At 57.1% G+C, this 21132-nt stretch carries 22 protein-coding genes, 1 tRNA gene and 1 pseudogene; 7 read left to right on the top strand and 17 right to left on the bottom strand.

The annotated features are described in order from the left end of the window. Position 1: 1 nt before the first annotated feature. Genes SynBIOSU31_RS14280 through queC form a run of 3 tightly spaced genes read right to left on the bottom strand, consistent with a single transcriptional unit; the run spans position 2 to position 2819 of the window. Positions 2-838, bottom strand: a complete 837-nt coding sequence (locus SynBIOSU31_RS14280; protein WP_186491086.1) for an aminotransferase class IV — start codon at positions 836-838, stop codon at positions 2-4. Further along, a complete protein-coding gene (locus SynBIOSU31_RS14275; protein ID WP_186491084.1) occupies positions 835-2142 on the bottom strand; it encodes an anthranilate synthase component I family protein in 1308 nt (435 codons plus the stop codon). The genes SynBIOSU31_RS14280 and SynBIOSU31_RS14275 overlap by 4 nt, the downstream gene beginning before the upstream one ends. Beyond that, positions 2139-2819: a 7-cyano-7-deazaguanine synthase QueC gene (gene queC / locus SynBIOSU31_RS14270; protein ID WP_186491082.1), complete on the bottom strand. Its 681-nt coding sequence runs from the start codon at positions 2817-2819 to the stop codon at positions 2139-2141. The genes SynBIOSU31_RS14275 and queC overlap by 4 nt, the downstream gene beginning before the upstream one ends. A 27-nt stretch (positions 2820-2846) precedes the next feature. On the opposite strand from queC, the gene SynBIOSU31_RS14265 reads away from it, so the two are divergent. After that, on the top strand, positions 2847-3392 hold the full coding sequence (locus SynBIOSU31_RS14265; protein ID WP_186491073.1) for an ecotin family protein: 546 nt from the start codon (positions 2847-2849) through the stop codon (positions 3390-3392). A gap of 8 nt (positions 3393-3400) precedes the next feature. Here SynBIOSU31_RS14265 and SynBIOSU31_RS14260 read toward each other — a convergent pair whose 3' ends face one another. The 8 genes from SynBIOSU31_RS14260 to SynBIOSU31_RS14225 form a co-directional block, all read right to left on the bottom strand. Further along, on the bottom strand, positions 3401-4012 hold the full coding sequence (locus SynBIOSU31_RS14260; RefSeq protein ID WP_255477277.1) for a M23 family metallopeptidase: 612 nt from the start codon (positions 4010-4012) through the stop codon (positions 3401-3403). A gap of 33 nt (positions 4013-4045) precedes the next feature. Further along, a complete protein-coding gene (locus SynBIOSU31_RS14255; protein WP_186493146.1) occupies positions 4046-4663 on the bottom strand; it encodes a 7-carboxy-7-deazaguanine synthase QueE in 618 nt (205 codons plus the stop codon). A gap of 2 nt (positions 4664-4665) precedes the next feature. Beyond that, positions 4666-6345, bottom strand: a complete 1680-nt coding sequence (locus SynBIOSU31_RS14250) for a CTP synthase (protein WP_186491071.1) — start codon at positions 6343-6345, stop codon at positions 4666-4668. Positions 6346-6406: 61 nt separating this feature from the next. Continuing rightward, positions 6407-6889 carry a Dps family protein gene (locus tag SynBIOSU31_RS14245; protein WP_115125810.1) on the bottom strand — a complete coding sequence of 161 codons (483 nt, stop codon included), beginning with the start codon at positions 6887-6889 and terminating at the stop codon, positions 6407-6409. 28 nt (positions 6890-6917) lie between these two features. Further along, complete coding sequence (locus SynBIOSU31_RS14240; protein WP_186491069.1) at positions 6918-8048, bottom strand: RNA polymerase sigma factor, RpoD/SigA family; 1131 nt, start codon at positions 8046-8048, stop codon at positions 6918-6920. Positions 8049-8130: 82 nt separating this feature from the next. After that, positions 8131-9966 (bottom strand): aspartate--tRNA ligase, encoded by a 1836-nt coding sequence (gene aspS, locus SynBIOSU31_RS14235; RefSeq protein WP_186491068.1) that lies wholly within the window; start codon positions 9964-9966, stop codon positions 8131-8133. A gap of 48 nt (positions 9967-10014) precedes the next feature. Then, positions 10015-11118, bottom strand: coding sequence for a glycine cleavage system aminomethyltransferase GcvT (gene gcvT, locus SynBIOSU31_RS14230; protein WP_186491066.1), 1104 nt, complete (start codon positions 11116-11118; stop codon positions 10015-10017). A 126-nt stretch (positions 11119-11244) separates the two neighbouring features. Continuing rightward, positions 11245-11388 carry a hypothetical protein gene (locus SynBIOSU31_RS14225; protein ID WP_186491064.1) on the bottom strand — a complete coding sequence of 48 codons (144 nt, stop codon included), beginning with the start codon at positions 11386-11388 and terminating at the stop codon, positions 11245-11247. A 239-nt stretch (positions 11389-11627) separates the two neighbouring features. On the opposite strand from SynBIOSU31_RS14225, the gene SynBIOSU31_RS14220 reads away from it, so the two are divergent. After that, entirely contained in the window at positions 11628-12008 is a 381-nt protein-coding gene (locus tag SynBIOSU31_RS14220) for a cyclic nucleotide-binding domain-containing protein (RefSeq protein ID WP_186491063.1), read from the top strand. Here SynBIOSU31_RS14220 and speB read toward each other — a convergent pair. Together speB and speE are read right to left on the bottom strand one after the other, a co-directional pair. Further along, positions 12002-12820, bottom strand: a complete 819-nt coding sequence (speB, locus tag SynBIOSU31_RS14215; RefSeq protein ID WP_186493145.1) for an agmatinase — start codon at positions 12818-12820, stop codon at positions 12002-12004. The genes SynBIOSU31_RS14220 and speB overlap by 7 nt on opposite strands. Positions 12821-12864: 44 nt before the next feature. Beyond that, positions 12865-13728, bottom strand: a complete 864-nt coding sequence (speE, locus tag SynBIOSU31_RS14210) for a polyamine aminopropyltransferase (RefSeq protein ID WP_186491061.1) — start codon at positions 13726-13728, stop codon at positions 12865-12867. 110 nt (positions 13729-13838) lie between these two features. Here speE and arfB point away from each other — a divergent pair, with 110 nt between their 5' ends. Next, a complete protein-coding gene (gene arfB / locus SynBIOSU31_RS14205) occupies positions 13839-14273 on the top strand; it encodes an alternative ribosome rescue aminoacyl-tRNA hydrolase ArfB (RefSeq protein ID WP_186491059.1) in 435 nt (144 codons plus the stop codon). A gap of 99 nt (positions 14274-14372) precedes the next feature. Here arfB and mazG read toward each other — a convergent pair whose 3' ends face one another. Both mazG and SynBIOSU31_RS14195 read right to left on the bottom strand, forming a co-directional pair. After that, positions 14373-15209: a nucleoside triphosphate pyrophosphohydrolase gene (mazG, locus tag SynBIOSU31_RS14200; RefSeq protein ID WP_186491058.1), complete on the bottom strand. Its 837-nt coding sequence runs from the start codon at positions 15207-15209 to the stop codon at positions 14373-14375. Positions 15210-15238: 29 nt separating this feature from the next. Further along, positions 15239-15751 carry a metal-binding protein gene (locus SynBIOSU31_RS14195; RefSeq protein WP_186491054.1) on the bottom strand — a complete coding sequence of 171 codons (513 nt, stop codon included), beginning with the start codon at positions 15749-15751 and terminating at the stop codon, positions 15239-15241. Between the two features lie 55 nt (positions 15752-15806). On the opposite strand from SynBIOSU31_RS14195, the gene SynBIOSU31_RS14190 reads away from it, so the two are divergent. After that, a tRNA-Val gene (locus SynBIOSU31_RS14190) sits at positions 15807-15878 on the top strand. A gap of 252 nt (positions 15879-16130) precedes the next feature. Here the strand turns inward: SynBIOSU31_RS14190 and SynBIOSU31_RS14185 are convergent. Together SynBIOSU31_RS14185 and SynBIOSU31_RS14180 are read right to left on the bottom strand one after the other, a co-directional pair. Continuing rightward, positions 16131-16280 carry a high light inducible protein gene (locus tag SynBIOSU31_RS14185; protein WP_186491052.1) on the bottom strand — a complete coding sequence of 50 codons (150 nt, stop codon included), beginning with the start codon at positions 16278-16280 and terminating at the stop codon, positions 16131-16133. Positions 16281-16333: 53 nt separating this feature from the next. Beyond that, positions 16334-16504, bottom strand: coding sequence for a hypothetical protein (locus SynBIOSU31_RS14180; RefSeq protein WP_186491051.1), 171 nt, complete (start codon positions 16502-16504; stop codon positions 16334-16336). Positions 16505-16746: 242 nt separating this feature from the next. Between SynBIOSU31_RS14180 and SynBIOSU31_RS14175 the strand changes: the two are divergent. From SynBIOSU31_RS14175 to SynBIOSU31_RS14165, 3 genes and pseudogenes are all read left to right on the top strand, one after another. Beyond that, positions 16747-16881: pseudogene (locus SynBIOSU31_RS14175) on the top strand (photosystem II q(b) protein); the annotation flags it as partial. 1037 nt (positions 16882-17918) lie between these two features. Continuing rightward, positions 17919-19064 carry a fatty acid desaturase gene (locus tag SynBIOSU31_RS14170; protein ID WP_186491050.1) on the top strand — a complete coding sequence of 382 codons (1146 nt, stop codon included), beginning with the start codon at positions 17919-17921 and terminating at the stop codon, positions 19062-19064. A gap of 1392 nt (positions 19065-20456) precedes the next feature. Continuing rightward, positions 20457-20897, top strand: coding sequence for a hypothetical protein (locus SynBIOSU31_RS14165; protein WP_186491049.1), 441 nt, complete (start codon positions 20457-20459; stop codon positions 20895-20897). Positions 20898-21132 lie beyond the last annotated feature (235 nt).

Genomic DNA, 21132 nt, shown 5'->3' with positions numbered 1-21132 from the left:
CTCAACCAAGAAGCAGCTGCTGCCACAGCAACTTTGCTTCTGCAGAGGGATGCAGCTCCATTCTGTCGACCTGTTTGAGGGACCTGCAGCCCAGGCTGTTGATCAGCAGCACCTGGTCGTCGGCTTGCAGTGTTGGACCAATGCGCGTGGCTGTGACGAGTTTCTGTTGAAGTGCTTTGGCTCGCATCACACCTGGCAGGCAACCGCTGCTCAGCGGTGGGGTGATCCAGTGCCCTTCTCGCTTCACCAGCAGGTTGGCGCTGTCGCCACAGCAGAGATCACCGCTTGTATTGCGCAGTAGAGCCAGCTCTGACCCCAGTGCTTGCGCTTCCCGCCTGGCCTGAATCGACTGGCCGTAGGCGAGAGTCTTGCATTGGCTCAGAACACTGTTGGCGTTGCGTTGTTCCTGAACACTGATCCAGGCCTGCGCGGGTTGAAAATTGGGCTGATGGGGTTGAAGGGTGAGCCAGAAGCGGTGCTGAGTTGGATCCGGATCAGCTGTCGGCAAGCCGATTCCACGGCCACCAATGCTGCCTCGGCTCCAGTTGAGACGCATCGCCCCCGTTGTGCCTGCTCTGTTGAGAGCAGCACGGGTGATGGCTTCACCAACCAAGTCCTCCAGCCAGGGGCGAGCGGGAGGAGCTGCCATGCCGAGTCGTGCTGCGCCGTGCTGCCACCGCTGCAGATGTTCACTCAGCAGCTGGGCATTTCCGTCCTGGATCAGCACCGTCTCGAACAATCCATCCGCAAGCTGCAGACCGCGATCCGTGAGCGGCATGCCCAGTGCATCGGCGCTGCCCCACTCGCCGTTATGCCAGCCAAGGATTGTTGAGGTCATCTAAGTGCCTCCAGCAAGGGCAGCAGTTTCCAGTCGAGTTCGTCTGCTTCCGCTTCTGGATCGGAGTCAGCCACAATTCCACAACCGGCATGGAGCCGTAGCTGCGTGTCTTTACGCAGCAGGGTGCGGATCAGGATGTTGCTGTCGAAGTGGCCGTTCCAGTTGAGGTGGAGAATCGATCCGCAATAGGGTCCACGGCCTTGAGCTTCCAGTTCGTATAGCCGTTGACAGGCCCTCAGTTTGGGTGCTCCCGTGATCGAGCCTCCTGGCCAGCTGGCTTCCAGTAGATCCACCCAGCTGGCGCCCGCACGCAGCTGACCGGTGACAACGGAGGTGAGATGGTGCACGCGGGCATAGCTCTCGAGCCGTACAAGATCAGGCACCTGCACCGATCCAGGCCGGCAGACACGACCAAGGTCGTTGCGCAGTAAGTCCACGATCATCACGTTTTCGGCGCGATCCTTGGCACTGCAGACCAAGTCCGCTGCCAGGTCGTCGTCGATGCAGGGATCGGCATGGCGTGGCCGGGTTCCTTTGATTGGTCTTGTCTGCACTGCTCCGCTTGGCTCTACCTGCAGAAAGCGTTCCGGGGAGGTGGAGAGAATCGCTTCACCTGTGGCAGCACCGCTACCAACGAGGAGACCGCTGAAGGGAGCGGGGCATTGATCGCGCAATCGTCCGTACAGCTCCAGATTGCTGACGTTGTTTCTGAGAGTGCTGCTTGCGCAGCTGGTGAGGTTGGCCTGGAACAGATCGCCGCTGGCAATCAGCTCACGGATTTTGCTGACGCCGGCTTTGTATGTGGAGCGGTCACTGTGCCGATGCCAGCTGCATCCAAGCGTCTTCTCTTGCCATGAAGTGATCTTGTTTGGTGTCAGGCGTTCCAGTGTTTTGGCCATGGCCGCGTGGCGCATGGGGTCAACCCCTTCCAGATGGATTTCTCTGGCTTTGAGATCAAATCGCAGCACAGGATCGTGGCGTGCGATCCAGAGGGTTGCCATCACATCGCGACGCCAGGGGTTGCCGGGTTCCGTCCAGGCGGCTGCGTCGTAGCTGAGCCATCCAGTCCAGTGTCCGTCCTTGAGATGCCGCAGCGTTGTGAAGGGATTGGACGCTCCTGGATCACCCGGCAGCCCTCGGCAGCAGTGCTGCTCCAGAGGATCAACCGCCAGGGTGATGTGGCGTCCAAGTTCGCTGCCATCTCCATCGAGCCAGATCAGGCCGTTCTCACCGTGAACGTGAGCTAGGTTTTCAGCGACCAAGGTCGGCTCCAGCCAGGGCAGACGGCTGCGCAACAGGGTCATCGGCTTTCGCTGCTGCAAAGATCGGGGCGGCCGGCATCGCGCAGGGCGGCATCACGAATGCGACAGCTGTCGCAGACGCTGCACGGCTTGCTCCCACCGCTGTAGCAGCTCCAGGTCGACTCGATGGGCACGCCCAGGCGCAGGGCTTCCTCCACGATCCGTTGCTTGCTCCATGTCACCAGTGGTGCCCAGAGCCGGGGGCCATGTCCTTCCCGGCCCACTTTGCTGCTGAGGTTGGCAAGGGTCTGGAAAGCCTCCAGATAGTCGGGCCGGCAATCGGGATACCCCGAGTAATCCACGGCATTCACTCCAAGAACGAGGCGGTCTGCGTTGCGGGCCTCAGCCAGGCTGAGGCCGATGCTGATGAACACCGTGTTCCTTCCAGGCACGTAGGTGTTGGGGATGACTCCCTCCTGCAGCCCATGGGTCGGTAATGCCTGTTGTTGATCCGTCAGCGATGACCCCCCCCAACTGGCCAGGTTCACGCTGATGGTGTGGTGCTCGGCCAGGTTCAGAGCTTCGGCGATGGTATTTGCTGCCTGCAGTTCACGTCGATGGCGCTGTCCGTAATCGAAGGAGAGCCCGATCACTCGCCCGCCCGCTTCAATCGCTAGAGCTGCCGCTGTGGCCGAATCAAGTCCGCCTGATAAGAGGGCAATCGAGGTGAAATCGGTCATGCTGAGCATTCTGTTGCCCATGGGGTGATGACGAAGCCTCCGCATCAGCAGTTGAAGCCGATCGCCTGCTTTGGAGCTGCTCTATCACTCTCCGCTTTGGCTGCGCAGCCCGGTGTTGCGATTCCGCGTCTGAATCTGAGTGGCTATCCGCAGCCAGCCCCAGGCCTTAAACGTTGGGTAATTCAGCCTTCGGGTCTGCTGCCCAAGAGTGCAGATCCAATCATCTCTGCATCACCAATCGACTGGCGGATTCAGTTGATCGTGGGCCAGACGGTCACGCTTGATTGCAACACCAAGCGCCTTTCAGGCTCTGGAATGACCATGCGCATGCTGCCCAAGGCATCCGGTAAGGCTCTCTTCGAAGTGAAAGGTCCAGTTGCTGTGATCAGCTCCAAGATGGCCTGTCTTGATGATCAGTCGAGCAGGAGTTCCTTCCTATCGCTGGGCAAGCAGCCCTACCTCGTTCCTTACAACGCCTCCTGGCCAATCGTTGTCGATTTGCCCGAGACCTTGCAACTGCGCTGGCGGGTCTGGAAAGCGGAGACGCGTCAACAGAACGCCGTGAAGCTCTAGATCCGGCATTAGTGGGGCAGTAGTGGGCCAAGGTCCAGGGCAAAGGCCTGGCGACCCTCCAGTCGTCTGAGCTCCACGTGCAGATGGTCGGTGCTGGCGGAGCCGCTGCGTCCCACGCGACCGATGTTGTCACCGGCTTGCACCAGCTGACCGACATGGATGTCAGAGCTCTGAAGATGGGCATACACGGTTTGCCAGCCCCGGCCATGGTCGAGCAGCACCGTGAGTCCATAGCCGCTGATCGACTGCACCAGTTGCACTCGTCCTGAAAGCATGGCCAGAACCGGCGTTGCCGCAGGAGCGATCAGGTCATGGCCCACGTGCATGCGCCAGCGTTGGCGATGGTCTGAGTAGCGCCAGCCATAGGGCTGAACCTCCTCCGCAGGTTGAGCTAATGGATACACCAGACGCAGCGTTTCCCCTTTTCGGAACGGGCGGTGCGATTCGGGTAGCCGTCGTGGGCGGGATTGGCTGAGTAAGGCCAGATTGGAAACACCGGTGCGTTCAGGAACCTTTTCTGGAGGGAGATCTTGTGCACAGATGGTCGTTGCCATACCGACAAAGGCCCATGCGATCCCCGTCGCCATGGCTCCGATCAGCTGCAGATTGTTGCGCTGCATAGCAAGCGGATTTGATTCCGCAGTTGTATCGATTCAGCGCACGCCAAGCCACTTGTGGTTTTGCAGGCTCAGCCGCCAGCGTCCATCTCCCTGTGCTTTGGTTACTGCCAGCTCTTGGCCTTCATGGCTGTCCCATCCCGGTTGCACGAGCCAGTGAGCCTGTGGAGCTTGAGCGGCTACTGCATCGGCGAACAGCAGATCTGCAGATTCATGAACGACCACCTTCAGTTCATGGCAGCAGCTGAGCAGATCCTGTCTTGGTGGTTTGTGTCGTTTCGGCGAGAGCGTGATCCAGTCGGGGCTGCCGCTGAGGGGATCGACGCCGCTGGTCTCGAGGTGGATGGGTAACGAACAACTGCTGCGGATGGCGCTGGTGAGCGGTTCGAGTGGGTGATGCAGTGGTTCCCCGCCAGTGATGACCACAAACGCTGCTCCAGCTTTGGCTGCCTGTAAGGCATCCTGCGCAAGGTCATCGACGCTTCGTTGTGGGTGCATATTTGCCGACCAGGAATGCTTGGTGTCACACCAGCTGCAGCCCACCTTGCAGCCACCGAGCCGGATGAAAAAAGCGCTGCGACCTGCATGCAGACCTTCTCCCTGCAAGGAGTGGAAGGTTTCCACCAACGGCAGGCCGTTCTTGGTCTCGGCAATGCTCAAGGGTTGCGGCTGGATTCGGGGAAGTCGCGGCTGCTGATGGCTGAACCCTGTTGACGTAGAGCTTCGCTGGGACTCGAGGGCAGACGCTGCTGGGCGGCCTCGATCAAACCGCGGAACAGAGGGTGTGGCCTGCCCGGGCGCGACAGGAATTCAGGGTGGTACTGGCAGGCCGTGAAGAAGGGATGACCCGGCAACTCGATCAGTTCCACCAGCCGGCCATCCGGTGAGCTGCCGCTGATGCGATAGCCCGACTCCAGGAACAGGGTGCGGTAAGCGTTGTTGAATTCATAACGGTGCCGGTGGCGTTCGTAGACCACTTGATCGCCGTAGAGACGTTCGGCCATCGAGCCTTCGGCGATTCGGCAGGGGTAAACGCCCAGACGCATGGTGCCGCCCAGATCAACAACATCTTGCTGCTCTGGAAGCAGGTGAATCACTGCATGCTGGGTTTCCGGATCGAGCTCAGCACTGGATGCATCCGTGAGACCGGCCTGATTGCGTGCCCATTCGATCACCGCCGTTTGCATGCCGAGGCAAAGACCCAGGAAAGGCACGCGTTGTTCTCTTGCCCAGCGAATTGCGGCCACTTTGCCGTCAACACCCCGGTTGCCGAAGCCGCCCGGCACCACGACGGCGTCCATTCCTTTCAGCAGGCTTTCGGCTCCGTCGTTCTCGATCTGCTCAGCGCAGACCCAGTGCAAATCAAGTGAGGCATTTTGCGCCAGACATGCGTGGCGAAGCGCTTCGACAACCGAGAGGTAGGCGTCGTTGAGCTGCACGTACTTGCCGACTAGCGCCACTTTGACGGTTGGACCTGGGTTGCGCATCTGGTGGACTAGCTGGGCCCAACCGGCCATGTCGCTGTCATGGTCCTCCAGTTGCAGAATATCGAGCACTTCACGGCAGAGACCTTCGTCCTCGAGGGTCAATGGCACGGCATAAATGCTGTCGGCGTCTAAGGAAGGGATGACGGCTCGTTCAGGCACTCCACAGAAGCCGCCGATCTTGCGTTTGAGCTCTGGGTTGATGTCCCGGTCGCTTCGGCAGACCAGCACATCGGGCTGGATGCCAATCGATCTCAGCTCCTTCACGGAGTGCTGGGTGGGTTTGGTTTTCAGCTCTCCAGAAGTGCCGATAAACGGCAGCAGGGTGACGTGGATGTAGGCCAGGTCATTGCGACCCACATCGCCACGGAATTCACGGATCGCTTCCAGAAAGGGCAGCGACTCAATGTCACCCACGGTGCCGCCGATTTCGGTGATCACCACATCGGCGCCACTGTTGGCGGCCACGCGTTGGATCCGTTCGCGGATCTCACCGGTGATGTGGGGGATCACCTGCACCGTGCCACCGTTGTAATCACCGCGGCGCTCTTTGTTGATCACCGACTGATAGATCGAACCGGTGGTCACGCTGTTGAGGCGTGACATCGCTGTATCTGTGAAGCGTTCGTAGTGACCCAGGTCGAGGTCAGTCTCGGCTCCGTCTTCTGTGACGAAGACTTCGCCATGCTGGAACGGGCTCATCGTGCCTGGGTCCACATTCAGGTACGGATCGAGCTTCAGGATCGAAACGCTGTAGCCACGCGATTTGAGCAGGCGACCAAGGCTGGCGGCCACGATTCCTTTGCCGATGCTGGAGACGACACCACCGGTGACGAAGACGAACTTGGCCATGAACCCCTGGTCGTTTCTTCAATGTACCCATCGCACCAAGGCGTCCAGGTCTTGTGAAGGGTCAGCCCTCCAGCAGGCTCCTGAGCATCCAGGCGGTTTTTTCGTGAATCTGCAGGCGCTGTGTCAGCAGATCAGCGGTGGGCTCATCACTCGCGGCCTCCGCTAAAGGAAAGATGCTGCGAGCGGTTCTGGCTACGGCTTCATGGCCAGTCACCAGCTCCCGCACCATGTCGAGCGCAGCAGGCTGCTCGGTGACTTCCTTGATGGATGCCAGTCCGGCAAGGGTCGAGCCTCCGTAGGGGGCCACCACGCCGAGAGCCCTGATCCTTTCCGCGATCTCGTCCAGGGAGTTCCACAGCTCGGTGTACTGGTCCATGAACATCAGATGCAAGGTGTTGAACATCGGACCGGTTACGTTCCAGTGGAACCCATGTGTTTTCCCATAAAGCACATAGGTATCAGCGAGTAAGCGACTCAGACCAGCTGCGATCTCTTCGCGCTGTTCCTGAGGGATACCGATGTTGATCTGGGGCGCGCTGGCCATGGAGTGCTTGGGATAACGGTTGTTGGGGTTAGGAATCCAGGCCGAGGATGTAGTCCTTCACCTTGGATCGTCTCTGCGGTTGGCGCAGCTTGATCAGAGCGCGCGTCTCGATCTGGCGCACTCTTTCCCGCGACAACGCCATGGCTTCACCGATTTCAGCCAAGGTGCGCGGGTGATCATCTTCGAGTCCGAAACGGCTGCGGATCACTTCAGCCTCCCTCGGTGTGAGCTCATCCAGCAAGTGCTCCAGGTCGTCATGGAGGGAATCGCGGGTGAGGGTCTGCTCAGGCGTGGCACTGCCGTCTTCCAGTAGGTCTCCCAGCTGGGTGTCCTGGTCCTTGCCGACCCTGGTTTCCAGGGAGACCGATCGAGGAACCCGCATCAGCGTCATGCGCACTGTTTCTTCGCTCAGACCCAGCTCCTTGGCAAGATCACTCACCGATGCCAGTCGTCCCTTTTCAGTGGCGATCTCCTGCTGGACACGTTTGATGCGGTTTAGTTTTTCGGTGACATGCACCGGCAGGCGGATCGTTCGGCTCTGGGTGGCGATGGCCCTGGTCATGCCCTGTCGGATCCACCAGTAGGCGTAAGTGCTGAAGCGGAAGCCTCGGGTGGGGTCGAACTTCTCAACCGCCCGCTCAAGACCAAGCGTGCCTTCCTGAACCAGATCCAGCAGCTCCATGCCCCGTTGCTGGTACTTTTTGGCGACCGCGACCACAAGCCGCAGGTTGGCCTGGATCATCCGGTCGCGGGCCCTGCGTCCCTCGCGAAGCCTTCGTTGTAGTTCCTTGGCCTCAAGGCCCACTTCCTCGGCCCAAAGGCTGTAACCCTCATTCAGCTGACGACTGAGTTCCTCTAGGGGCAACTGAGCCGCCCGTGCCCATTCCTGACGTGTGGGCCAGTGGCTCACTTGATTGGCTTCGCGCAGCTGCAGTTCCTCGAGATCCAACAGGATTCGGATTGCGGCATGGCGATTGCTGAGATCCCTCTCCTGGACCAGCAGTTTTTCCCGCGCCTGAACAAGACGAGAGAGGGTGACTTCTTCCTCGCTGGTGAGCAGGTCGACTCGACCGATGTCCTGCAGGTACAGGCGCAGCAGGTCGTTGCCACCGCTCCAGCGGATCGGGGCATGCCCCGTCGATCGCGCGTGTTTGGCCAAGAAACCCTGGATGGCTCAGTGTCCTTCCAGGGTTGATGCTCTGAGGCTGCAGTGCTCCGAACCGCCGGTTTCTGTTCGGGTTCTAGTTCGTGTCCTCGATGTCTTCTTCAACCCAGGTGCTGGACACATGCAGCTCCTCAAGCTGTTTGTTGGCAACACCGCCGGGAGCGTTGGTCATCAGACAACGCGCTTGTTGGGTCTTGGGGAAGGCGATCGTGTCACGGATCGATTCTTCGCCAGCCAGCAACATCACCATCCGGTCGACGCCGAAGGCCAGGCCTCCGTGTGGAGGAGCCCCGGCGTCTAGCGCATCCATCAGAAAGCCGAACTGCTCCTGGGCTTCCTTGATGGGCAGACCCACGGTCTCCAGCACCTTTCGCTGCAGGGAAGAGTCATGGATGCGCAGCGAGCCACCACCCAGTTCGAGTCCGTTAAGCACGAGGTCGTAGGCCTGAGCGCGCGCTTTCGGCAGTGTTTTGACCCACTCCGATGGGTCGTTGCCCAGATCTTCGGCGTTTGGAGCGCAGAAGGGGTGATGCAGAGCTTCAAAACGATTTTCATCGCTGTTGAACTCGAACATCGGGAAATCCACAACCCAGAGGAAGTTCCACTGGTTGTTGTCCCGGTCCGCTTGGACCATTCCCAGCTCTTTGGCCAGGTACTGACGCACTCGGTCGAGGGCCTTGTTGACGGTCGCGGTGTCACCGGCACCGAACAGCAGCAGTGTGCCTGGTTGGGCTTCGGTGCGACTGAGCAGCTCCTGCTTCTGTGCGTCGCTGAGGTTGTCTTTGATCGCACCGATGGTGTCGATCTCTCCCCCTTCGCGCACGCGGATGAAGGCCAGACCACCGGCTCCAGCGGCCTGGGCCTCACTGAACACATCTCCACCGGGCTTGATGCGCACGTTGGAGATGGCGTCGTTGCCGCCTGGCACCGCAATCACCTTCACTGCGCCGCCGGACTTCACCGCGCCGCTGAACACTTTGAACCCCATGTCCTGAACGATGTCCGAAACGGTCACCAGCTCCATGCCGTAACGGGTATCAGGCCGGTCGGTGCCGTATCTCTCCATGGCGTCATGCCAGGTCATTCGCGGGAAGGGTCTCGGCAGCTCGATGTTTTTCACTGCCTTCCAGATGGCGCAGATCAGCGATTCATTGAGCTCCAGGATCTGTTCCTGATCCATGAAGCTCATTTCGATGTCCAGCTGGGTGAATTCCGGCTGGCGATCGGCGCGCAGGTCTTCGTCGCGGAAGCAGCGGGCCACCTGGTAGTAGCGCTCGATGCCGCCCACCATCAGCAATTGCTTGAACAGCTGAGGTGACTGCGGCAAGGCGAACCATTCGCCGCCACATACGCGGCTAGGTAGCACGTAATCACGAGCGCCTTCCGGTGTGGAGCGCGTCAGCACAGGAGTCTCCACCTCAATGAAGCTCTGCTCCTCTAGGAAGCGGCGGGCCGCCTGGATGGTCTGGGCCCGCAGCCGCAGATTGTCGTTCATGCGCTTGCGGCGCAGATCCAGATAGCGGTAGCGCAGGCGCAGTTCTTCGCGAGTGTTCTCCTCGTCGTGCACGGAAACGGGGAAGGGAAGGTTCCCTTTCACGCTGTTCAAGACCTCGATACCGCTTGCCAGTACTTCCACAGCGCCGGTTGCGAGCTTGTCGTTGAGAGATTCATCTGGGCGGGCTCGCACCTTGCCATTCACCTGCAGCACGGTTTCGCTGCGCAGATGTTCGGCCACAGCAAAAGCTTCCGCACCCAGGTCGGGGTCCACCGTGATTTGCACGGTGCCGGTGCGGTCGCGCAGGTCAATGAAAATCACACCGCCGTGGTCGCGGCGTCGATCTACCCAGCCGCAGAGCTGCACTTGTTGGTCAATGTGCTGCTTGCGCAGGTCGCCGCAACCATTGCTGCGCATGGGATCTATCAGCTGGTGACAGGCGATTTTCCCATAGCTCGGGCCCCTTTATCCACGTCGGTAGAAGGGTCGCTTCACCACTGTGGCCGGTTGCACCTGCCCTCGGATCTCCACGCCAACTTCGCTGCCGACTTTGGCCAGTTCTTTGGGCACAACGGCAAGGGCGATGGCCTCCTCCAATGTGGGTGACCAGCTGCCGCTGGTGACGACCCCCACCGTTTCCCCGTTATGCAGCACTGGGTAGTCATGCCGGGCAATGGCTCGTCCCTGAAGCTTCAGTCCCACCAACCGTTGGGAGGCTCCATTGGCGGCGACCTGCTCCAGAACCTTGCGTCCAATGAAGTCTTGCGGCATCTCGAGATGGACGAGCCAACTCAGGCCTGTTTCGAATGGGTTCGTGCTGGCGGTCATGTCTTGGCCATAGAGGTGCATGGCGGCCTCTAGACGCAGGGTGTCTCGTGCTCCCAGCCCGCAGGGCACGACATCCAGTTCCAGCAATTGCTCCCAGAGTTTGCGTCCGTCTGTCCGGCTCAGCAGAAGTTCAGCTCCGTCTTCTCCCGTATAGCCGGTTCGGGCACAGAACACTTGTTCGCTCAGCCCTTGCAGTCGTAAGAGGCGATGGCCAAAGCGTGGTAGCTCATGCAGAGACTCTCCGCTGAGTGTTTCGAGAATTGCGATCGCTTTTGGACCCTGTAGGGCAAGCAGCACGCCGTCTCCTTTTTCATCTTGAACACGCAGTCCGCGGGGTTCCAGCTGCTGCTTCAACCAGGCCGTATCGGTATCAGCGCAGGCTGCATTGATCACCACCAGCAAGGTGCCGTCGCCTGATGCAGTTTCTCCCTGGTCGTAGACGATCAGGTCGTCACGGATGCCGCCGTTGTCATTCAGCAGCACGGTGTAGCAGGCCTGCCCTACTCCGATTCGGTGCAGGTCTGTTGGCACCAGAGTCTGGAGTGCGTCCTTGGGGTTGCTGCCTTCGATCCGAAGCACGCCCATGTGGGAGATATCGAACATCCCGACGGCTTCACGCACGGCTGTGTGTTCGGCGATCAGCCCTGAAAACTGCACTGCCATCTCCCAGCCTGCAAAAGGAACCATGCGGCCCTTGGCCTCTCGGCAGAGGTCATGGAGTGGAGTGCGTTGCAGATCCATGACGGAGATCAAGCGTTCGTATCGGATCCTATGGATTCGATTCCTGTTTGCGTCGGAAGTGGAAGCAAAGCCGCAGATTGCGCCTCCAGCGTCGACCTCCATAGGAAGGGTCCTTAGCGTAATTAACTACGCACAAAAAGCCTTCTGACCCAGTCGTCCTGCCAGTCCTGTCAGCACTGCATCCCTGCACAGGGCGGCGGGGGTGGTGGATGGTGCAGGCTGCGGGATCTCACGGTGCACGTTGAGCTTGCAAGGGTGATCTGGTGCCATCACTGGACAGCTCGTGCTCCGGTGCTCCCTGGCCTCGTGTCCCCCGATCAGCCTCTCCTCGGAGGTGATCGACAGCTTGATCTTGGATCATCTGTGCATGGTCTTGGCCAGTCAGGAGAGCGAGCCCAAGTGTTGTGAACCGACAGGGTGTGTCGGTTCAGTTACAACAACCCTCCAACCGCTCGCAACAATGAAGAGACTGAACAATATTTGCTTCTCCGTTGTCGGTCTCTACACCCATGCCGACCGCTGTTCAGCTCATCGCTGAGCATCGCAACGTTGATCAGTTGCTGTTGCCTACGGGCAGCATCCTGTTCGAGCGGGGTGAATCGGCGACGGCCCTTTACGCCATTGAGCGCGGACTTGTAGAGCTCACGACCGGTGCTCGTGACCGCCTTCGCTATGGGGATGGAGAGGTCTTCTTCTATGAAGACTTAGTGGCTGAAGATGCACATCACAGCCGAACGGCGCGCGCGATCACGCCAGTTCATGTTCTTCGGCTAGATCGCAACAGTTTTTTGGAGCTGATTCACGGGCATCCCACACTTGTGCTCAGCCTGCTCAGTGGTCAGCACCGACGACTGCGGGAGCAGCGTCTGGAGGCTGCTCACTTCTATTGAGCCATCAGTAACAGCAGGCTGCGGGTCACCTTGGCTGCCAGCAGGCTGCTGATGCCGCTCGGGTCTAGTTGAGGAGCCAGTTCAACAACATCAGCTCCGACAAGGTTGTGGTGTCGTAATTCGCTCACTAGTTCGGCGAAGTGTTGCCAGAGAAAGCCTCCTGGTTCGGGGGTCCCTGTGCCCGGCATCACGGCCGGGTCAAACCAGTCGAGGTCTACGGTCAGATAAAGAGGCTTGCCGCGCCAATTCTGCAGTCGGGAAACCATCTGATTGAAGGGGACCAGGCGATCGCTGCTGCGTAGTTCTGAGAACTCTTCTTTGGTGCCGCTGCGAATGGCGATCTGCAGCAGCTCCCGACTGGGAAGCACTTCCAGGCAGCGCCTCATGGCACAAGCGTGGCTGTGGCGCGATCCCAGCCATTCATGGCGGAGATCTGCGTGGGCATCGAGCTGCACGAGTGCCAGATCCGGATGCTGTTCGGCGACAGCGGCGACAGCTCCAGAACTGATGGAGTGTTCTCCGCCCAGCATCAACGGCTTGAGCTGCAGGCCCAGGACATGGCCCGTTGCGTTGTGAACGGCCTCCTGCACCGGCTCAGGGGCACCGAAGGGGATCTCGATTGCTCCGAGGTCGGCGTAGGCCATGGTTTCGAGGTCAAGGTCGAGCTGGGGGCAGTAGGTCTCAAGACCTGTACTCACGTCCCGCACGGCTGCAGGTCCAAAACGGGTGCCGGGCCTGAAGGATGTCGTGCCGTCGTAAGGCACGCCGAACAGGCCCACCTTGCAACCTTTCGGATCCCGGCTGGCGCCCATGTAGATCGCCCCCTCTCGATCAAACAGTGGATGACTCGGGATGCTCACGCCAAGAGCTCCCGTTCGATGAAGGCAGGCATCGTTTCAAAGGCACCGGATTGCCATCGAGGGCTCCAGATCTCGCAGCCTGCGGCGATGGTTGCTGCCCGCTCCGGGATGGCGTTGCGGTAGTGGGGCCCCTCTACTGCCGCGAAAGTCCAGCTCCACCAGCCGCTGGGGTACATCGGCACCCAGCCGTAAAGGGGGTCGGCATGGCCGAAGACATCCTTCAGCAAGCGAACAGTATCGATGTGAACCTGCCGGAAGGCCTCTGGTGATTCGCTCTGGGTGGCGAAGACGCCTCCAGGCCTGAGGATGCGCCGGCAGTGCTTGAAGAAACTGCGGTTGAACAAACCTTCGGCGGGCCCTGCCGGATCGGAACCATCCACGATCACAACGTCGTAGCTGGTATCAGGGCAGTCCGCGGCCCAGGCAATGCCATCACCCACCGTGAGGTGAAAGCGGGGGTCCTGCCAGCAGCCTCCACCCACTGAAGCCAGGTGCTTCTGACTGAGTTCCACCACCCGGCCATCGATCTCCACCATGTCGAGATGTTGGACGCCAGGATGGCGAAGGCATTCTCGGGCGGTACCGCCGTCGCCACCGCCAATCACGAGGATCCGTTCGTTGGCCGCGGCACCGCAAAGAGCCGGATGCACCAGTGATTCGTGGTAGTGCCGTTCCTGGCGCTCTGCGGTCATCCAGCAACCGTCCAGCAGCAGCCCTTTGCCGTAGCGCTCGCTCTCAATCACGGTGATGCGCTGAAAGTCGCTTTGCTCGTCCAACAGCACTCGTCCCGCGAGGCCATAACGAACCCCTTCATGGTGTTCATCGATCCAACCGCCATTGGCCGTGGATGCCTTTGTCATGAAGGTTGTGGAGGATTCCTTCCTCCAGCTAAGAACAGCGTTGGTTCATCGTTGCCCCGCAACGGACCCAGACTGGCGAGATCACTTTCAGTGCTCGCTGGAGTCGGAGCGTGATTCAGGATCTGCCGATCAATGACCGTTTGGTGATTCCAGCCGCTGAGTTGCAGTGGCGGTTCTCCAGGTCTTCGGGTCCTGGCGGGCAGGGGGTGAACACCACCGATTCCAGAGTGGAGTTGAGATTTGACCTGGAGAGTTCCAAGGTCCTGGGTCCGTTTCGCAAGGCCCGGTTGCGGCAGCAATTGGCGTCGCGTCTGGAGGGGAACTGTCTGAGGGTGGTTGCTGCTGAGGAGCGTTCCCAGTGGCAGAACCGTCAGAGGGCCATGGCGCGACTGGCGGACTTGCTGAGAGAAGGACTCAAGCCGCCGCCGCCGAAGCGCAGGCCCACACGACCGGGGCGTTCTGCTGTTCAACGCCGGCTGGATGCCAAAGGCAAGCGCAGCGAGCTCAAACGTCGTCGGCAAGGCAGGCCCTCACTGGATGATTAGAGATTGGTTCAGATGAATTCCTTAGTTCAGGTGTAATTAAGGAAGCTGTCTTGGAGGTGGATTGATGAATCAATCGCATACTCACCATCCCTCAGCTGATCAGCGTTCCTGATCCTGAGATTCGCTCCGGATGGCTTGCTTGGCCTGCTGCCATAGCCCCTCCAGTTTCTGGATGCTGTGACCGCGCAGATCACCGTCCAGGGCTGCTTCCACCCGTGAGAAGCGATCCAGGAAGCGTTGATTGGTTCCTGCCAGTCCTTCCTCCGGGCTGATTTCACACCAGCGCGCCACATTGACCAAGGTGAACAGCACATCTCCAAGTTCCTCCTGCGCATGAGCTTTATCGCCTGAAGAGATGGCGTCCTTGAGCTCCTGGAGTTCCTCATTCACCTTGCTCCAGACGCCGGCGATGTCCTCCCATTCGAATCCAGCCTTTGCCGCTTTTCTGGAGATAGTCATCGCCCCAGAAAGGGCTGGCTGTCCACGCACCTTGCTGGCGAGCTGATCGCTGAGGGGAGATGCCGAGACTGAGACAGCTTTTTCCTGCGCCTTAATGGCATCCCAGCTGATCCGGACAGCTTCGCTATCGCGGGCTTTGGCGTCAGCAAAGACATGGGGATGGCGACGGATCAGCTTTTCGCTGATACCGGCTGCCACGGCATCCAGATCGAATCGGTCGCTTTCTTCGGCGATCCGTGAATGCAACACCACCTGCAGCAGTAGGTCACCGAGCTCCTCCTTCAAGTGTTGGTCATCGCCGTGACGGATTGCATCGGCCACCTCATGGGCTTCTTCCAGCACGTAGGGCGTGAGTGACTGGTGAGTCTGTTCCAGGTCCCAAGGGCAGCCTTCTGCGGGATGGCGTAACCGAGCTACCAAGTTCTCCAGCCGGCGCAGGGGGTCCTGGTGCTGGAACACGTCGGAGGCTGAGGCCATGAAAACCGCACACGCTTGTGGTCACCCTCTCACCGACGTCGATGCCTCCGCCAGGGTTTTGCCAACTCTGCAGGCAATGGATCCCCATCCAGAATCAGATGCAGCCATACGCTGCTTTCCAAACCCAGAAGGACGCCGATCAAAGTTCGGGGATGTTGCCTTAAAACCGCAACCATTGCTGGCCATGCCTGGGATGGGGTCGGAATGGCAGGTGCAAGCAGTGAGGCAGTGGTTGTCCAGATCAACAGCATCAGAGTTGATAGCCATGCCAACCGCAGTGCCATGCCAATCAGGGGGCCGTGGGACAAAATGGATCGATGTGGAAGCAGGCGTCGATAGGGCCACCAGATCGCACCCAAAACCCCCCAGCGCCTGAGTGCGGTCGAGCGCACGTCAAGGTCTGGCGATAACCAGAGGCCTCCCACCAGGAAGGCCAGCGCTGTTAGAGCACCGTTGATCCATCCCAACCACCATACCGTCAGCAGGCCAATGGGCAGGCACCAGGTCAGGGTGGCCCGATCATGGTCTCGCCCTGAGGCCACATCAATTCAAGTTGAGCTGTTCCAGCCTGCCTCGATCAGGCAGAATTGGCTCATGGGGCGATTAGCTCAGCGGTAGAGCACCTCCCTTACAAGGAGATTGTCACAGGTTCGATCCCCGTATCGCCCATTCCCGAACATCACTCAAAAAAGCAGTTCAGAACTGGCTTTTGGGAGTTCATGCCATCAGGTGTCCGTGACGCTCGAAGTGGCTTGATGCACCGTCGCGTGGAAAGAAAAGCTGAACAAAGAAGCGTTCGCAGAGCAATTTGAGGTTGGGCATGGCGCGTGGGAACTTCCCAGTCCGGATATGAAAAGGCCTAGTTCTGGGGAACCCTGTTGCGCTTTTCACAGGCTCGAATAAGCCCTTGATCGGACAGGGTCAGAAACCAATCTGACTGAGGATTCCCTGGCCGGTAACCAGCTCTGTGCCAAGGCCAATGACAAAGCCCAGCATTGCTAGACGACCATTCCAGGTCTCAGCGAAGTTGCTGAAGCCGAATCGAGTTTGAGCTTGAGTTGAAGTAGTCATGTCTTTAATTGAGAGGGTGAGCCTCACATTTGCGAGGCTTTGGTCTGCTGTTATCAGCCAGCTACAGCTGAAATGCTGTACGGAGCTTCAGGGAAGCTGGTGGGCATTGGATCAAGCTTGCCGAGTGCCAATGCTTTGGCGCGGACATACATCTGGCTTGACGTGTCACCAGCTGCTTCTAACGCTTTGGCGACGACATCCCAATTGCGGATTTCAGTTGACATTGGTGGGCTTTTGTTGACTAAGCAACCATCGCCAGCCAGCTGGCCTGCCCGTGACGGTGAAACCCGCCAAGGGACCGAACATGCGAAACGAGACATGCCCCGCTAAGGCCACCCCGATCGGACGAGGTCGATATTCATTTGTGGTCTTGGCCTCTATCTGATCAGACGAAAATCACAAAATCTGCATACTTCCCTTCTGGTCGTTCATCAACCACCCCACATGGCCATCCGCAGGAACGATCAGCTGGGCTGATGTGCTGAACCGCGCCAACCTCGGCATGGAAGTCATGCACGAGCGCAACGCTCACAACTTCCCCCTCGACCTGGCTGCTGCTGAGTCCACACCTGTGGCTCTGCAAGCACCTGCCATCGGTTGATCTGGAATCAACAAACGATTCAGGTCAACTGAATCGGAGAGCCCCCTAGTGAGAGGGGGCTTTTTGTTGGTTGTCTGGTCGGTCAGCTAACACCAAAGAGGAAGGCCGCCCTTCCGGATGGAAAGACGGCCTAAGTCGCTCGTTTGTGCATTGTTCAACCCATCGCTTGTAGAGAAAGGAAGGGGTCGAAGCTTCTGGCTAGAGGCGCCCTGGGGCCATTGGCTCTAGGTGGGGGGTTGTGAACTCCTGGGGCACCTAGGGCGGTGCAAGCGGAGTGTCGATTGGCGTGGCGCACAAGTCATGCCCGCCAAAGGACCAACCCAGGTCATGGATGAGACTGTTGGAGCAGGGGCCAGAAGTCAGTTTGCTTCTGGGATCTGCTGTGTTGGACCGTCGTCTGTCATGAACGCCTCCGATCTCGTGCACTTACTTTTCTCCCAGCACGAGATCTTGGCATCGGTCAAATCGCGCATTGCATAACAAGCCAATCCGTCCGAAATTGGAGGCTTATGTGTTCGTTGGTTGAAGAGGAAAGGGGGCGGTATCCCTATCGCCCCAACTCACGTTCTCGATCTCAGGTCTTTAATCGCGAGTGCTGTCAGCCAGAAAAAGAAAAGGCCCCAGCGTTTGAAGCGAGGGCCCATTCTCATTGCCTGGACAGAAAGAATTTGGTACGCAGAAGTTCAACTCAATAGAATCGGATGAATAATAGAAAAACACATTATTGGCCAATGGCCTATAGAAGAATGAATACTCAAAAGAATACCATTCAAACTGTTATACAGATCTCCACAAAAGCCAGCTTCATCCCGTCGAGCACAAAATCAAACAAAAGGTCAGCAACTTCAATTTCTACCTTTTCCAAAACAATCAATAATAGCCTTTAAGCGATATTATCCTTCACCCTGAAAGCCGAGTCGGGAAGCCTTACAAGCAGGATCTATCATAGACTTATACCTAGCACCCACAGACGGCGGAACTGGAAACTATATTGTGGGGATGAGAACTAACCTATTGACTTGACCCTAGGCCCTATATTGAAATTTACAGAAACGATCAGCTCCGCAAAAACAACTTCGAAATACATCCCTAAACAATTTTTTTATCCCACAAGAGCGGAGCTACTCAATACCCTGCCACCGGAGCTCTCGAAGCTAAACCCGGCAAAGGCTTGGACATCTTTGGCCATGTCAGCAGGGCTTTCAATTTTGGCCGTTGGCGTTGGTACACAGATCCCACTTTCTGCAACAGCCTTTCCCCTGTGGCTCCTCTATTGCGTCATTACCGGCACTGTCGCGATGGGCTGCTGGGTTATCGCCCATGAATGTGGTCATCACGCCTTTCACCCCAATCGTTGCATTGAAGGAGTTGTGGGCTTTGTACTCCACAGCATTCTACTTGTGCCTTATTACAGCTGGGCACACAGCCATGCCGTGCATCACGCACACTGCAATCACCTAGAGAAAGGACAAACCCACGTACCGTCAAGGGCAACGTCACCGACAGGAAAAATCACAGAAAAGCTGAAGCAAAATCTAAATCCAGTCATTTTCGGGATTATTTCTCTCTTCAGCCATCTCATTATTGGCTGGCCGCTTTATCTATTTTTTGGCGTGACTGGAGGGGAAGCATATGAATCACCTACGAGTCATTTTTGGAACCGCGAATACAATAGCACTAGCAAGAAGCGCCTTTTTCACAAATCATTCCAGAAGTGGATGACGCGATCCAATATCGGCTTGCTATCCATGATTTCTCTCTTGATCGCGGCATCAATTCAGTACTCCTTGCTTCGGGTAGTCTGCTTGTATGGATTGCCGTACGTGGTAATCAATATGTGGCTTACAACATACACCTGGCTTCAACATACAAATCGAGATATTCCACATTTCTCAAATGAAACGTGGTCTTGGTCGAAAGGAGCTCTTCAAACAGTTGATCGCCCATACGGCCCAATTTTGAATCTGCTGCATCATGGAATAGGATCCACTCATGTTTGTCACCACATCAATTCATCGATTCCGCATTACAACGCTTGGCATGGATCAAAGCTTTTAAAACAACACTTTCCCGAGCTTGTGAGATATGATCCAACACCGATTCACAAAGCACTTTGGAGAGTTGCTACGACATGTGGCGGACCTGTTCATCAAAACCCATCTGATAACGCCTTTTACTATTAAGCCGAAATCATCGGGTAGCAAGAATGCGAGTTTTTTCGACTAATTACCATTGTAGATAAATCTATAAACTCATTAATCAATGGATTTACAGCATGTAGGACTGTTATTTAAAGCAAGTCAAACGCCTGAATTCATTAAAAGGCAGCAGCGGATCAGAAGCCGCGAACACCTTCAATACACTTCATACTCGCTTTAGGTTGCCAACTCTGGATCACCCTGGAATTCTCTATGCACTGCTCCATGGAAGCTTGCGGGATCTTCTCCAGAGCAGCAGTGGTTCTATGAGTGCCGTAGGTAGCCCAGGTGATGACCAGCCAAGTGATGGGTTCCATTTCAATGTCCGCAGTGGCTTGATCGTAAGAACGAAGAACAGATCACTGTCCAGCGGGAAAAGTTCAGTTTGGGCTGCGAAAGCCGTTACGGATATCCGCTTTACATTCCGCAATAATCCGCTTAATGCTTGTTGATAGATAAAAAGCTCATGTTCGGCACCTCTGATCTCTTTGTCCTGATCGTCAGTTTCGGCGCTGCTTGCTTCACGCTCAGCCTCTACAAGGCAGCTTGCACAGCTCAGTAATCGGCTGTCTGTCCAGGTTGAGGCGGACAGTTCGGATTAAATCCCTGCGAGAGTGATTGCGCTCTAAACGCGGTGAAGGACCATCGACAGCCTCGTAATTCTGTCCATCAGCCTTGTATCCCTGATGCTGATGGCGATCAGTTCGAAGCTATACAGCCGCCAAGCTGAAGGCTGAGATTTCCGCAGCCAGGAAGTTCAGCGGTTGACGTAAGTCTCTTTCTCTCGTTCAGGTGGTCTTCCATCCGCCTGACTTCCGCATCGTTTCCTAAGGTTCGATTGGGTTGTGCGTAAGCAAGGGCCTATAGGACTGAGGACAGATTGACTGGCCTCATTCCGCGCTGGACACGGGCGACATTATGTATGCACCTGCTTCCGTTCCATGCTGCATTCGCTATCAGCTATGGCATTGGTCATTTGTTTAAGCGTTATCTCGCTTTTGACTGCTTGCTCAAATGACGGCATTTCGTTGTCGAATCGCGTTGTTGATCGAGAAGCGGCTTTGATAGAGCTGGGAACCATGGATCAAGCGCTAAACGTGGGCGAAGAGTCAAGGAAATTCGATCCCCTTTAGCCAATTAATAAGTCGGAGTCAGCCGACACCCTTCTTTGGTGCGTGGCGATCAACTAGCGGGCGGTCCTTGTTTGGCATGACGCCACGATGGCGAAACCATCGCTGTTCTGCTGGCTGCAGCGGTCACCCCAAACGGGGGAGGCAGGCGGCTGAAAGATCACTCGAATGGGTGATGTGAAACCGATTGATTCCGGAGATGGTGAAGAGGTCGAGGAGGGATGACCTTTCTACTCATACGAAATAAATGAAATTTATCCATTTAATTGCTTGCACTACCTTTATAGTAACAATAACAATGTTTACTGAGCCATCTTTAGCTCAAAAACTAGAAAGCGGCACGGCAGCAGCTAGAACGACACCAGAATATGCCAAGAAAGTTGCTCAGACTTTTTGTGATTTTCTTAAATCAGGAATTTCGCCTGAAACAGCACTTTCTCAAGCAGAGTCAGAGGTAAGTAATTCAGCCCAAAAACCTCAGCCATTTAACGAGTCGATATATCGAGCAACACTTGAAAAAGCTGTAAATGAAAAGGGTTTTTGCCCTGAAGTGCCAGAGAAAAAACTTGCCGAAATTAGGAAACCAACCACATGCAATCTAAGTCCACACGAGGCTGCGGATCTTGTAATTAGTAGATTAATCACCAAGCAAGGAATGAATTGTCTATTGCATATCAAAGCTCATTAGGGTTTTTGTCGGGAAGCCTGAAGCTATTGCGAGGTGGCTGAAAGCAATACAAAACCCTTGAAGGGAAAAGCAGGGGTCGTTGAGTAGCCGCTATCGATCTCCCGACTGAATATTCACTCGCCCCGCCAAGTGCGGGGTTTTTGCTGTCGGCAGTAGCGAGATTGTTTTCTGTCTGGTGATCGCCCCGCCGTGGGGACATTCGTTCGTTGGGCGGATGCGTCTTCACCATCTTTTC

Source organism: Synechococcus sp. BIOS-U3-1, from assembly GCF_014279975.1.
Taxonomy (GTDB): Bacteria; Cyanobacteriota; Cyanobacteriia; order PCC-6307; family Cyanobiaceae; genus Synechococcus_C.
This window is presented reverse-complemented; position numbering and strand designations above follow the sequence as displayed.

Excerpts from the sequence above, each read along its gene's own strand:
- SynBIOSU31_RS14265 (WP_186491073.1), top strand. The coding sequence starts at position 2,847 with ATGACGAAGCCTCCGCATCAGCAGTTGAAGCCGATCGCCTGCTTTGGA.
- SynBIOSU31_RS14220 (WP_186491063.1), top strand. The coding sequence starts at position 11,628 with ATGCCGACCGCTGTTCAGCTCATCGCTGAGCATCGCAACGTTGATCAG.
- SynBIOSU31_RS14180 (WP_186491051.1), bottom strand. The coding sequence starts at position 16,504 with ATGTCAACTGAAATCCGCAATTGGGATGTCGTCGCCAAAGCGTTAGAA.
- SynBIOSU31_RS14275 (WP_186491084.1), bottom strand. The coding sequence starts at position 2,142 with ATGACCCTGTTGCGCAGCCGTCTGCCCTGGCTGGAGCCGACCTTGGTC.
- SynBIOSU31_RS14225 (WP_186491064.1), bottom strand. The coding sequence starts at position 11,388 with ATGGCACCAGATCACCCTTGCAAGCTCAACGTGCACCGTGAGATCCCG.
- speB (WP_186493145.1), bottom strand. The coding sequence starts at position 12,820 with ATGGGCGCCAGCCGGGATCCGAAAGGTTGCAAGGTGGGCCTGTTCGGC.
- SynBIOSU31_RS14280 (WP_186491086.1), bottom strand. The coding sequence starts at position 838 with ATGACCTCAACAATCCTTGGCTGGCATAACGGCGAGTGGGGCAGCGCC.
- mazG (WP_186491058.1), bottom strand. The coding sequence starts at position 15,209 with ATGGCCTCAGCCTCCGACGTGTTCCAGCACCAGGACCCCCTGCGCCGG.
- SynBIOSU31_RS14260 (WP_255477277.1), bottom strand. The coding sequence starts at position 4,012 with ATGCAGCGCAACAATCTGCAGCTGATCGGAGCCATGGCGACGGGGATC.
- SynBIOSU31_RS14245 (WP_115125810.1), bottom strand. The coding sequence starts at position 6,889 with ATGGCCAGCGCGCCCCAGATCAACATCGGTATCCCTCAGGAACAGCGC.
- SynBIOSU31_RS14165 (WP_186491049.1), top strand. The coding sequence starts at position 20,457 with ATGAAATTTATCCATTTAATTGCTTGCACTACCTTTATAGTAACAATA.
- gcvT (WP_186491066.1), bottom strand. The coding sequence starts at position 11,118 with ATGGATCTGCAACGCACTCCACTCCATGACCTCTGCCGAGAGGCCAAG.
- queC (WP_186491082.1), bottom strand. The coding sequence starts at position 2,819 with ATGACCGATTTCACCTCGATTGCCCTCTTATCAGGCGGACTTGATTCG.
- aspS (WP_186491068.1), bottom strand. The coding sequence starts at position 9,966 with ATGCGCAGCAATGGTTGCGGCGACCTGCGCAAGCAGCACATTGACCAA.
- SynBIOSU31_RS14250 (WP_186491071.1), bottom strand. The coding sequence starts at position 6,345 with ATGGCCAAGTTCGTCTTCGTCACCGGTGGTGTCGTCTCCAGCATCGGC.
- SynBIOSU31_RS14185 (WP_186491052.1), bottom strand. The coding sequence starts at position 16,280 with ATGACTACTTCAACTCAAGCTCAAACTCGATTCGGCTTCAGCAACTTC.
- speE (WP_186491061.1), bottom strand. The coding sequence starts at position 13,728 with ATGACAAAGGCATCCACGGCCAATGGCGGTTGGATCGATGAACACCAT.